Origin of the sequence: Pseudophaeobacter sp. C1-32P7 (assembly GCF_041008775.1) — a bacterium.
GTDB classification, from domain to species: Bacteria; Pseudomonadota; Alphaproteobacteria; order Rhodobacterales; family Rhodobacteraceae; genus Phycobacter; species Phycobacter gallaeciensis_A.
Window position 1 is genome coordinate 104,141 of record NZ_JAXGFR010000011.1, and the last position, 12,817, is coordinate 116,957.

Sequence of the window (12,817 nt, forward strand, 5' to 3'; positions counted from 1 at the left end):
GGAAAACAGATGGAATACGGATTTACCACGGCGGCCTATGTGGTCGCGGCTGTTCTCTTCATCCTCTCGCTGGGTGGTCTGTCGGGACAGGAAAGCGCAAAACGTGCGGTCTGGTACGGGATCGCGGGCATGGCGCTGGCGGTTTTCGCCACGTTGATCGGCCCCGGTTCGGGCCTGTGGCTGCTGTCGCTGGTGCTGATCGCTGGTGGCGGCATCATCGGTTACTTCCTGGCCAAACGGGTACAGATGACCCAGATGCCGGAACTGGTTGCGGCGATGCACTCGCTGGTCGGTCTGGCGGCGGTTTTCGTGGGCTTTATCGCCCATGTCGAACTGGGCCGCGTTATGGCCATGGACGACAGCGCCAAAGTCTCGCTTGATGGCTTTGCCAAGCTGCTGGCCAAGAAGGACGGCGTCGAGATCGCTATCCTGCGGGTCGAGCTGTTCCTCGGTATCTTCATTGGTGCTGTGACCTTTACCGGCTCTGTCATTGCCTATGGCAAACTGGCGGGCAAGGTTGGCTCGGCAGCGACGAAACTGCCCGGCGGTCACATGCTGAACGCAGGCGCGGCGGCGATCTCTTTGCTGGCTCTGATCTGGTACTTCAACACCGGCGCGCTGTTGCCGCTGTTCCTGATGACCCTGATGGCGCTGTTCATCGGCTACCACCTGATCATGGGCATCGGCGGCGCCGACATGCCGGTGGTTGTTTCGATGCTGAACAGCTACTCGGGCTGGGCCGCGGCGGCGATCGGTTTCTCCCTTGGCAACGACCTTCTGATCGTTGTGGGTGCTCTGGTTGGCTCCTCGGGTGCGATCCTCTCTTACATCATGTGTAAGGCGATGAACCGCTCCTTCATCTCGGTGATCCTGGGCGGCTTTGGCGGCACTTCGGGTCCTGCCATGGAAGTTGAGGGCGAACAGGTTGCGATCGACGCCGACGGTGTTGCGCAGGCTCTGGAAGAGGCCGACAACATCATCATTATCCCGGGCTACGGCATGGCCGTTGCACAGGCACAGCAGTCGGTTTCCGAACTGACCAAGCGTCTGCGCGGCAAGGGCAAGAACGTGCGCTTTGCGATTCACCCGGTTGCGGGTCGTCTGCCGGGCCACATGAACGTTCTCTTGGCCGAAGCGAAGGTGCCTTATGATATCGTCATGGAAATGGACGAGATCAACGAGGACTTCCCGGAGACCGATGTGGCCATCGTTATTGGTTCGAATGACATCGTGAACCCTGCTGCACAGGAAGACCCCAACAGCCCCATCGCCGGTATGCCGGTTCTGGAGTGCTGGAAGGCGAAACAGGTCTTCGTGTCCAAGCGTGGCCAGGGCACCGGTTACTCGGGCATCGAGAACCCGCTGTTCTACAAAGAGAACACCCGGATGTTCTACGGCGATGCGAAGAAATCGCTGGACGATCTGCTGACCAAGATCAGCTGATCAGCTCCGCAGGCCCGCGGGCTGTAACACTCGGAAAAGGCGCCTCTTGTGGGGCGCCTTTTCTGCATTCTGCGGCTAGCCTGTGCTGCATGCGGCCGCGTTGTATACTGTTGTATCCTGCTAAGGTATTGAATTACATACATTCTTTACAGGTCTTGTGGTTTTGGCTATGGTCGCCCTGTACCAGTGGAGACCGTGATGCCCCCGATCCAGGATCACCCGTTGCGCTATCAGCTTGCCAATGAGCTGCACGCGCGTCCTTTTCCGACCATGAAAAGCCCAAGCACCGTGATCTATCTGGCGGTGAAACAGCCCGAGGAAGCCGTGCACCGGGACCGCGGCTTGGATCTTGCGCATCTGATCGATCTGCTGGACCGCCACGGCGCGCCGCACCCGAAACCGGGCGCCACCCATCATGCGGCCCAGCTGGGGCGCCACACCCTGAAGTGGGAACAGCACACCGAATTCGTCAGCTACACGCTCTACAGTGACGGTGTCAGCGAAAGGCCCTTTGACCCGGTTGATTTCGAGGTGCTGCCTGGCGATTGGCTGGAACAGGCGCCGGGGCAGCGGATCACCTCACTGATGCTCCGTGTCCTGCCACGTCCGGACACGGCGGAGATCAAATCAAAGCTGCAGGACTGGCTGGTGCCCGAAAGCATGGCCGTGTCGCAGGTGCTGGACGACAATGCGGTGGTGGCCGGGGATTTCCGGATCGATCCGGCGGGGCACATGCGGTTTGCTGCCTTCGTGAACCGCGAAACCGGCAGCCGCAGGATTGGCCGCATCGTGCAGCGCTTGTGTGAGATCGAGACCTATCGCGCCATGTCGATGCTGGGCTTTTCCCGTGCCCGGGGACTGTCGCCCACCATCGGCGGGCTTGACACCCATCTGAGTGAAATTATGGCGGAAATGACCGGCAGCAGCGTTCCGGCAGAACAGACTCTGTCGCACCTTCTGACGGTCTCGGCCGAGCTGGAGGCGATGGCCGCCCGCGCGGCCTTCCGCTTTGGCGCCACCGGCGCTTATGAGGCGCTGGTGAACCAGCGGATCAGGCTATTGCGGGAGGAACGTCTGGAAGGCTTCCAGACCTTCGCGGAATTCATGCTGCGCCGCTATGAGCCGGCCATGCGTACGGTGAAGTCCACCGAAAAGCGGCTGGTGACGCTGGCCGATCGGGCACGCAGGGCGGGGGAGCTTTTGCGCACCCGGGTGGATGTGGAGCGCAGCGCGCAGAATCAGGCCTTGCTGGAAAGCATGGACCGCCGCGCCGATATGGCGCTGCGGCTTCAGCATACGGTCGAGGGGCTGTCTGTGGTGGCAATCAGCTACTATGCGGTGTCGCTGGCGTCCTATGCGCTTTATCCCCTTGCCGGACCGCTGGGGCTCAGCAAGGGGATGATGACCGCGGTGATTACTCTGCCGGTTGTGGGGCTGGTGTGGCTTGCCGTCCGGCGGATCCGGAAGGGTCTGCACTGAGCAGCGCTTGGGTGAGGCTGCCGCCCAGCAGGATCGACAAGATCGCCAGCAGGGCAGCCACGCCAAGGGTGGGAACCCCGGCCAGACCGGCGCCAACGGTGCAGCCACCGGCCAGCACGCCGCCGATGCCCATTAGCACGGCACCTGCCAGATAGCGTCCTGTCTGGGCGGGGCTTTCAAAGCTCTGCCACTTGAACTGTCCGGTCAGCAGGGCCGCAACAAGTGCGCCGACCAGAACGCCACCCACCAGACCGGTGCCAAAGCTGCCGGAGACGGCGCTGGAGGCGACGACGTAAAACAGGGTGTCAGCAGACGGCGCGGTGAAGGACAGGCTTTCCATCGCGATGGGATCGAATTCGTCAAACAGCACAAAGCCAGTGCCGACCCAGGCCAGCGGGACCAGCAGGCCAATCACAGCCGCGCCAACCAGCACAGGGATACGGTTGCCAGAGCGCAGGGCAATGGCAAGTGCGGCGAGCGCAATCAGCAGGCCCCAGACGAGCGCGCCGCCGGGCAGGGCCGCCAGCGTGGCGTAATCGCCAAGCGGAACAGTGACGGCGCCAAGGCTGGTGCGCAGTGGCGCCAGAACACCCTTCAGCGTGGCATGGGCGGTGATCGCAAAGACCGAGATGACCAGCAGGGCGCGCAGGTTGCCACTGCCGCTGAGAACCATCAGCCGGGACACGCAGCCCCGGGTCAGGATCATGCCGGCACCGAACATCAGACCACCGGCGATGACGGCCAGCACCGGCAGATCTGCGGCGAGTAGGCGGTGATCGTCAAAGCTGATCCAGCCCTGCAGGACAGCGGCCTGGGTGCCGAGCACAGCAATGGCCAGCGCCATAGCCCAGACGCCAGCGGCTTCGCGGCGGTCACTGCCGTCGATGGTGCGCCGCAGGCAGAACCGGGTCAATTGCGCCAGCGCGCCAAAGACAAGGCCCAGCCCCAAGGCGAACAGGACAGAAGCCTGGCGTGCGGTGGTCTCTTCAAAACCGAACGTTTCGAACATGATACTCTCCATACCGGAAATCGGAACTTTTTCCCGAAATGGCGCGAAATATCCAAGCGAGCAAGGCCAGTATCGCAGTTGTCGATGGGGATCTGCAGGACAAAGTTCCAGGTAGCGGAGTGCTGGCAGAAAATGAATCCAGATGGGGCGGGGTGCCCCAAAACAAACCGGCCGCCCTGTTGGGGCGGCCGGTGGTTATGTTCTTATTTGAATATGTGCGGGTGTGTCCCGTCTGACTTGCGGCTCAGCGGCCCCGGATACGCGGATCCAGCGCATCACGCAGGCCGTCACCCAGATAGTTGACGCTGAGAACGGTCAGCGAGATCGCCATACCGGGCCAGAACACGCGCTCAGGGTACTGCTGCAGATAGTCGGTGGCATCAAACAGCAGACGGCCCCAGGTTGGGAAGTCCGGCGGGAAGCCAAGACCAAGGAACGACAGCGAGCTTTCGGTGATGATCGCGGTGGCGATCCCCAGCGTCGCGGAGACCATGATCGGCGACAGCACGTTCGGCAGGATGTGTCGGGTGATAAGCTTGCCATCCGAGGTACCGATGGAGCGGGCCGCCAGAACGAATTCACGCTCCTTGATGGCCAGCACATCGCCGCGCACGATCCGCGCCGTGGGCATCCAGCTGGTCACGCCGATCGAGGTCACGATCAGGATGAAGATCCCCTGTTCGGGGCCAAAGGCCGCGTTCAGCGGTTCGCGGAACAACAGCATCATCACCAGAAGAAGCGGCAGCAGGGGCAGCGCAAGGAACAGGTCGGTGAGACGCATCAGCGGCCCGTCCAGCTTCTTGAAAAAGCCCGCGACAACACCCACGAAGGAGCCCAGGAACAGCGCCAGCAGCATGGCCGTCAGACCCACCGAAACGGAGGTCGATCCACCGGCCATCATCCGGGCCAGCATATCGCGGCCCAATTGGTCGGTGCCGAAGGGATGCGCCCAGCTTGGACCCTGGTTCCGCGCGCGGATATCGATCCTGGTGGCTTCGATATCCCAGAACATGGGGCCTAGATACACGGCCAGAATGATGAACAGGAACAGCGCCCCGCCCATCAGGGCGCCACGGTGAGATTTGAACTGATCCCACACGTCCAGCCATTGGCTGCGCGGCGGGTTGCTCGGGACAGGATTGCTCAGCTCAGTCATAGCGGATCCTTGGGTCAAGAATGCCGTACAGTACGTCGGCGATCAGATTGAACATCACGATCAGCACCGCGAAGATGAAGGTCAGGGTCTGCACCATCGGCAGGTCGTTGGCCTGAATGGCGCCGATCAGTAGCTGACCGATTCCGTTCACCTTGAACACCTGCTCGGTGATGATGGCGCCGCCGAAGATCGCTGGGATCCCCAGTGCGATCACAGTGACAACCGGGATCATCGAGTTGCGCAGCACGTGCACCATGACCACGGTATATTCGCTCAGACCCTTGGCACGGGCGGTGCGCACGTAGTCCTGATTGAGGTTGTCCAGCATCGAGGCCCGCATGAAGCGGCTCAGCTGGGCGGTGATCTGCAGTGCCAGCACCATGACTGGCATGATCATCTGTTGCAGCTGTTTGACAAAGGCGTCCCAGCTGTCAACGACCAGGGTGGTGTCATAGATCGACGGGAACCATCCAAGCTGCACCGAGAAGATCACGATGACCAGCACGCCAGAGAAGAACGGCGGCACGGAGAAGCCGACCATGGACACGAAGGTGCCCATCTGGTCGAACCAGCTGTATTGGCGGTAGGCCGAGTAGATCCCGATGGGCAGGGCGATCAGGATTGCAACCACATAGGCGGTACCGACAACCCACAGGGTCTGCGGCATACGCTGGATCACGATGTCCATGACAGGCGAGCGGGTCTGCCAGGAGATCACGCGCAGATCGCCTTCGGAAAAATTGGAGCCGAAGTAGTAGTCAATCATGACCTGCGGCTCGATCCAGAAGAACTGCACAAGCCACTTCCAGAACCGGATATGGGCGGGTTGGCCAAGGCCAAGGGCCTCGCGCATCTTTTCTTTTACTTCGGGGGGGACGGTCAGCGGGACCTGCGCCATGGGATCGCCAGGGGCGAGCTCCAGCAGCAGGAAAATCACGAGGCTGATGAACAGCAGCGTCGGAACCGATAGGATCAGTCGCCTGATTGTAAAGGTCAGCATCAGGTGGGCGCCTTTGATGTTCGATTTCAGAATTAGGAAGCAGGGCCGGAGGCCTCGGGTCCATTATGCCCGCGCGCTAAAGCGGATCTGGGCGTAAATGGCAAGAGGCCCCGGTGGAACACCGGGGCCTCAGGAGAGGCTAGCCTGCCTTACTTGATGCGGTACCAGTCAGCCGCATCCCAGAGTTCGCTGTCCCAGACGTTCAGGACGTGGCCACCCAGGGTGTTGGATTGACCGGACAGACGACCACGGTGAACCAGCGGGATCATGCCACCTTTTTCGAAGATCATCGTGTTCAGCTGCTGACCGATTTCGGCGCGCTTGCCTGCATCGGCAGTCTTGGTCAGCTCAGCATGCAGAGCGTCGAACTCTTCGTCACAGAAGCGGGAGATGTTCTCACCCTGCCACTGGGATGCCGGAGTCGGCGCCTTGTCGCACAGGCCGTTGCCGAAGTAGGACTGCGGGTCGGTGCCGTTGAAGGTGTTGGCGTACATTTCCACGTCCGCGTAGAACTTCTGGAAGGTGTCCGGGGAACCCGGGTCGCCACCGAAGAAGACGGATGCGTTGACGTTACGCAGTTCGGTTTCGATACCGATCTCGCTCCACCACTGTTTGATCAGGGCCTGGAAGTCCTGACGCACGGCGTTGGTCGAAGTCTGGTACAGAACCTTCATCGGCTTGCCATCCGGAGTTTCGCGAACGCCGTCACCGTTGGTGTCTTTGTAGCCTGCTTCGTCCAGCATCTTGTTGGCGCCAGCGATGTCCTGAACGTCACAGCCAGCAATATCTGCTGCGTAGACGGCAGGTGCGGGAACCCAGTTACAGGTCACTTTACCGGCTTTGCCGTAACCGATTTCAACCAGCAGCGGGCGGTCGATCGCCATGGACATGGCTTTGTAAACCGCAGGATCGCTCAGGAAGGGATGCGGGCGTACAACCGAACGCTCGTCCGGGCCAAGCGCCGGATCAGGGTTGGTGTTGTTCAGCATGATGCGCTCAACCAGCGGGCCAAAGCCTGCCACAGCAACGCCTTTGCCGCCTGCTTCCATCTGGGCAATCACATCGGGTGCCAGCTGCAGGTTCCAGGCGTAATCGAATTCGCCGGTTTCCATCACGGCACGACCGGCCGCGGTTGCGTCGCCGCCACCTTTGAACAGCACCTTGGCGAAGGCCGGTTTGGCCGGGTCACGGTAGTTCGGGTTGGCCGACAGGGTGATCACGTCGTTCGGTTTGAACTCGTCGACCACGAAGGGACCGGTGCCGATCGGGCTGAAGTTGGCCTCGGTGCACTCGGGGGCTTTGGCGCCCAGGCATTCGGCGAACTGAGCGGCCTGGATGATCGGGCTTTCACCGCCAACGAAGGGGCCGTAAGGGAAGGGGGTCGGGCCTTCGAAAGTGACCTTGACGGTCAGATCGTCGGGGGTTTCGACCGAGGTCACGCCTTCGAATTTGGTGACCTGCGCGCAGCCGCCTTCGGGATGGGTGCAGTAGTCGTAGGTGAACTTCACGTCTTTGGAGGTGAAGGGGGTGCCATCAGACCAGGTGAGGCCCGCCTTGATCTTCCAGGTGATGGAAGTCAGGTCCTCGCTCACACCGCCATTGGCGACGGTCGGGATCTCTTCGGCCAGGAAGGGAACCATTGCACCGTTGGGGTCGTAGCGCGCCAGAGGTTCGATGACCAGCGAGGAGGCTTCAACGTCTTTGGTGCCGCCCGACAGGAACGGGTTCATGATCGAGGGCGCCTGCCAGTAGATGATGTTCACCTGACCGTCGGCGCCGCGCTCGGCAAACGCTGCCGGAGCAAGCGCTGCAGAAGCAATAGCCCCCATCAAAAGGGTCTTGAGTTTCATTTTCACACTCTCCTTGTCGAGCACAGAAACGGTGTTCTTGTGTCTTTTTGCGGCCGGGCGATGCGTGGCCCAGCCTGTTGCCGCAAGATTGCGGATGGTTTGTCGTTCCGCCCCACGCGTTAAACGATTGAAATCTAATGCGCCAGCTTCGGCCATGGCCGGTCCTGCGCGCCAGATTGCCCGGGCAGACACTGGGAGGTATCGAAACAGAGTTTGCGGAAATTGCAAGCCTTCGGATCCAAAATTTCGCTTAACGCCGCCCATTGGTTTGACGAAGCTTCAATGATCAGCTTACATCTCGGCCTTGAAAGACTGCCAACGATGCAGCGGATAACGATTTACCGATAAGGGGACGACTGGGGTGCTGGACCAACCAATTGCACAAATTAAGGGCTTGCGGGTCGAATTTCAGACCAAGGACGGCCCGGTCGTCGGGGTTGAGGATGTCTCGTTTGACGTCAACCCGGGCGAAACCGTTTGTATCGTGGGCGAATCCGGTTCGGGGAAATCGGTTTCTTCCCTCTCCCTGATGCGTCTCGTCGAGTTCGGCGGCGGCGAAATCGCGGGTGGGGAACTGCTGTTCAATGGCCGTGGCGGTGAAACCACCGACCTGGCCAAGGCCGAACAGGAGATGATGAAGCAGATTCGCGGCAACGAGATCGGAATGATCTTCCAGGAGCCGATGACTGCGCTCAATCCGGTGTTCACTGTGGGGCGCCAACTGACCGAAGGTCTGCGCATCCACAAGAACATGACTAAAAAACAGGCAGAAGAGCGGGCGCTGGAACTTTTGCGTCAGGTGCGCATCCCCGAACCCGAACGGCGCCTGAAGCAATACCCGCATGAGCTGTCCGGCGGTATGCGTCAGCGTGTGGTGATCGCGATGGCGATGGCCTGTGAGCCGCGCCTTCTTATTGCGGATGAGCCGACCACCGCGCTTGATGTGACCATTCAGGCCGAAATTCTGGCCCTGATGGACCGGCTGAAGCGGGAAACCGGCACTGCGGTGATGTTTATCACCCACGATATGGCGGTTGTGGCGCAAATGGCGGACCGCGTGGTGGTTATGTTCCGCGGCAACAAGGTCGAAGAAGGCACCGTCACCGAGATCTTTGAAAACCCGCAGCACGACTATACCCGCGCCCTGCTGGCCGCCGTGCCAAAACTTGGCGAAATGATCGGTAAGGACTATCCCGAACCGATGAAACTGATGGGCGTCGAGGACCAGAAGATCGAACCGATCAAGGGCACCGATGAGGTGCTTCTTGAGGTTAAGAACCTGACCACCCGTTTCCCGGTCAAAGGCGGGGTGCTGCGCCGTACCGTTGCCAATGTGCACGCGGTCGAGGACGTCTCGTTCAAGGTGTTCAAGGGCCAGACCCTGTCGCTGGTCGGCGAATCCGGTTGTGGTAAATCCAGCGCCGGACGCTCGATTCTCCGTCTGGTCGAACCCATGTCGGGGCAGGTAAATTTCGAGGGGCGCGATATTCTGGGGCTCAGCAACTCGCAGATGCACAAGGCGCGTCTCGACATGCAGATGATCTTCCAGGATCCCTTTGCCTCGCTCAATCCGCAGATGCAGCTCTTGGATCAGGTGGCTGAACCGATGCGTAACTACGGGCTTGCCTCGGGCTCGGAACTGCAGGATCGCGTTGCCTCGCTGTTTGACCGTGTGCACCTGCCGCGCAGCTTCATGCGCCGCTATCCGCATGAAATGTCCGGTGGTCAGCGGCAACGAATCGCCATTGCCCGGGCGCTGGCGCTCAATCCCAAACTGATCGTCGCGGACGAGGCGGTCTCGGCGCTGGACGTGTCGGTGCAGGCGCAGGTTCTGAACCTGATGATGGAACTGCAGGCCGAATTGGGGCTGTCCTTCCTGTTCATCAGCCACGACATGGCCGTCGTCGAACGCGTCAGCCATCAGGTGGGCGTGATGTATCTGGGCCGGATCGTTGAAATCGGCCCGCGCGACCGTGTCTTTGCCAACCCGCTGCACGCCTATACCCAGGCGCTGATGAAGGCCGTGCCTATCGCCGATCCGCGCAAGCGTAAGAGCGAGAAGGATCTGAACTTCAAACCGATTCCCTCGCCCATTCACGGCACGGATTACAAGCCGGAGCCGTCAGAGTACCTTGAGCTTGAGCCGGGCCATTTCGTTCTGACCACCGACAGTGGGTATTGATCCTGTGGCTGATATTCTGACGCCGCTGGAGCTGATGGAGAAACTGGTTTCCTTTCCCACCGTCAGCCGGGACACGAATCTGCCGCTGGTCGATTGGGTCGAAGAATACCTGAGCAGCCATGGCATCACGCCGCACCGCTGGGTCGATCCCGATCAGCCGCACAAGGCGGCGGTCTTTGCCCATGCCGGACCGATGGTCGAAGGGGCGGTGGTCCTGTCCGGCCATACCGATGTGGTGCCGGTCGACGGCCAGCCCTGGGACAGCGATCCTTTCACCGTGGTGGAGCGTGACGGCAAATACTACGGGCGCGGCTGCTGCGACATGAAAGGCTTCGACGCGCTGGCGATCTGGGCTCTGGTCGATGCGCACCGGCGCGGCGTAAATCGTCCGCTGCAGTTGGCGCTTTCCTTTGACGAGGAAATTGGCTGTACCGGCGCCCCGCCGATGATCGAGGCCATGCAGCCCGTGCTGCCCAAGGGCGGCGCGGTCATCGTCGGCGAGCCGTCGATGATGAAGGCGGTGACCGGCCATAAGGGCGGTATCGGCTATGACACGCATCTGATCGGCTTTGAGGTGCACAGCTCGCTGATGCACACCGGGGTCAGCGCGGTGATGCAGGGGGCGCGGTTGATCGACTGGGCTAACCACCGTAATGCGGAAAATGCGGCTGCCGAGCCGGAAGAGATCCCGGCGATGTTCACGCCGCCCTATACCACCTGCCACGTCGGCATGATCGAAGGTGGCACGGCGCATAACATCACCGCCAAGGATTGCCGGTTCGTGATGGATTTCCGCGTGGTGCCTGGCGAAAACGCGGCCGACTGGGAAGAGGCTTATCTGGCCGAAGTGCGCCGCGTCGAAGCCGAGATGCAGGCAGTGCACCCGGAGGCGCGAATCGAGATCGAAAAGAAGTTCAACGTTCCGGGCCTCGTCCCCGAACAGGAGGGCGCAGCGGAAACGCTGGTGCGGATGATCACCGGGGACAATGGCACCCACGTGGTCAGCTATGGCACCGAAGCGGGGCAATTCCAGGAAGCGGGCTATTCCGCTGTCATCTGCGGTCCCGGCGACATTGCCCAGGCGCATCAGCCGAATGAATTCATCACCGTCGCCCAGTTCAACGCCGGTCACGATTTTATGCGGCAGTTGGTGGACCGGCTGGCGGCCTGAAAGGAATGACCTGACTCGAATGGCTGGGCACACGGGGCCTGAAGCAAAACCAGACCAAGGACGGGCTGTATCGCAGGGCGATGCAGCCCGTTTTTACTTGCTCGGCTGCGGGGCCATTATTTTGTGCAGATACAAATATTTTTTCCACACCTGTCCGGTGTGGATGCAGGAAAATGCAAATTGGTTCGGCCTAATGTGCTGAATTTATTGGGGGGAATTTTTGGAGGCCAAAATTGGTTCGCTTTGACGCGTTTTGCATGGCAGCTCGTCTGCTTGTGATACTTGCTAACGCAACTTAATTGACTGACAGTGCCCCGGAACCGCAGCCGTGCGGGCACAACGCAAGAGGAACAGGATGCCAGTCAAAAACCGTTTTGCCGATTTGCAGGATGAAATCACCAAATGGCGCCGCCACCTGCATGAGAATCCGGAACTGATGTACGAGGTTCACAAGACCGCCGGATTTGTGGAGGAACGGCTGAAGGAATTCGGTCTCACAGATATCACCACCGGCATCGGCCGCACCGGCGTCGTCGCGGTGATCGAAGGCAAGACCAACACCTCGGGACGGGTGATCGGGTTGCGCGCGGATATGGACGCGCTGCCCATCACCGAAGCCTCGGGTGTCGACTATGCCTCGAAAACGCCGGGCGTGATGCACGCCTGTGGCCACGATGGTCACACCTCGATCCTGCTGGGGGCAGCGAAATACCTGTCCGAGACGCGCAACTTTGATGGCAAGGTCGTGCTGATCTTCCAGCCTGCCGAAGAAGGTGGCGCTGGCGGCAAGGCGATGTGCGATGACGGGCTGATGGAGCGTTGGGGTATTCAGGAGGTCTATGGTCTCCACAATATGCCGGGCCTGCCCGTCGGGCAGTTTGCTATCCGCCCCGGGGCCCTGCTGGCGTCCTCGGATGAATTCGAAATCACCGTGACCGGCAAGGGCGGCCATGCGGCGGCGCCGCATGATGCCATCGACACGACTTTGGTGGCGTCGCAGATCGTGGTGTCGCTGCATTCCATCGTGTCGCGCAACGTGAACCCGGTGAAACGCGTGGTCCTGACCGTCGGCACCTTTGAAACCGACAGCACCGCGTCGAACGTTATTGCGCATACCGCCCGGCTGCAGGGCACCGTGCGCACCCTCGATACTGAGTATCGCCAGCAGGCCGAAGGCTGGGTGCGCCAGATCGCGGAAAACGTCGCTGCCGCCTATGGCGCCGAGGCAAAGGTCGAATGGTCGCCGGGCTATCCCGTCACCATCAACACCGAGGAAGAGACAGGTTACGCCGTCGAAGCTGCCCGTGCAGTCTCTGCCGATGTGGTCGACAACACCGACCCGATCATGCCGTCCGAGGATTTCGCCTATATGCTGGAGGAGCGCCCCGGCGCCTATATGTTCCTCGGCAATGGCGACACCGCCATGTGCCACCACCCGGCCTATGTGTTTGACGACAATGCCATCCCGCTGGGGTGCAGCTGGTTCGCCGAACTGGTCGAACGACGTATGCCCGCCGCCTGAGGAGA

9 protein-coding genes are annotated in these 12,817 nt (G+C 60.9%); 5 read left to right on the top strand and 4 right to left on the bottom strand.

Translation table 11 applies throughout. The features are described 5' to 3' along the window. The first annotated feature begins 9 nt into the window (after positions 1-9). On the top strand, positions 10-1,443 hold the full coding sequence (locus SM763_RS16145) for an NAD(P)(+) transhydrogenase (Re/Si-specific) subunit beta (RefSeq protein WP_368999166.1): 1,434 nt from the start codon (positions 10-12) through the stop codon (positions 1,441-1,443). A gap of 198 nt (positions 1,444-1,641) precedes the next feature. Further along, positions 1,642-2,922, top strand: a complete 1,281-nt coding sequence (locus SM763_RS16150) for a DUF3422 family protein (RefSeq protein WP_368999167.1) — start codon at positions 1,642-1,644, stop codon at positions 2,920-2,922. Here SM763_RS16150 and SM763_RS16155 read toward each other — a convergent pair. The 4 genes from SM763_RS16155 to SM763_RS16170 form a co-directional block, all read right to left on the bottom strand. After that, positions 2,858-3,931 (bottom strand): YeeE/YedE family protein, encoded by a 1,074-nt coding sequence (locus tag SM763_RS16155; RefSeq protein WP_368999168.1) that lies wholly within the window; start codon positions 3,929-3,931, stop codon positions 2,858-2,860. The two genes, SM763_RS16150 and SM763_RS16155, sit on opposite strands and share 65 nt — an antisense overlap. Before the next feature lie 244 nt (positions 3,932-4,175). After that, positions 4,176-5,087 (bottom strand): ABC transporter permease, encoded by a 912-nt coding sequence (locus SM763_RS16160; RefSeq protein ID WP_274828842.1) that lies wholly within the window; start codon positions 5,085-5,087, stop codon positions 4,176-4,178. Further along, entirely contained in the window at positions 5,080-6,087 is a 1,008-nt protein-coding gene (locus SM763_RS16165; RefSeq protein WP_274828840.1) for an ABC transporter permease, read from the bottom strand. Before SM763_RS16165 ends, SM763_RS16160 begins: the two co-directional genes overlap by 8 nt. 149 nt (positions 6,088-6,236) lie before the next feature. Next, entirely contained in the window at positions 6,237-7,937 is a 1,701-nt protein-coding gene (locus tag SM763_RS16170) for a peptide ABC transporter substrate-binding protein (protein WP_065273094.1), read from the bottom strand. Positions 7,938-8,298: 361 nt separating this feature from the next. Between SM763_RS16170 and SM763_RS16175 the strand changes: the two genes are divergently transcribed. The 3 genes from SM763_RS16175 to SM763_RS16185 all read left to right on the top strand — a co-directional run bounded on the left by SM763_RS16175 (position 8,299) and on the right by SM763_RS16185 (position 12,812). Beyond that, complete coding sequence (locus SM763_RS16175) at positions 8,299-10,119, top strand: ABC transporter ATP-binding protein (protein WP_065273095.1); 1,821 nt, start codon at positions 8,299-8,301, stop codon at positions 10,117-10,119. A 4-nt stretch (positions 10,120-10,123) separates the two neighbouring features. Next, the gene (gene argE, locus SM763_RS16180; RefSeq protein WP_368999169.1) at positions 10,124-11,290 is read left to right on the top strand and encodes an acetylornithine deacetylase; all 1,167 of its coding nucleotides are present in this window, start codon (positions 10,124-10,126) and stop codon (positions 11,288-11,290) included. Positions 11,291-11,645: 355 nt separating this feature from the next. Further along, positions 11,646-12,812, top strand: coding sequence for a M20 aminoacylase family protein (locus SM763_RS16185; RefSeq protein ID WP_274831808.1), 1,167 nt, complete (start codon positions 11,646-11,648; stop codon positions 12,810-12,812). The last annotated feature ends 5 nt before the right edge of the window (positions 12,813-12,817 follow it).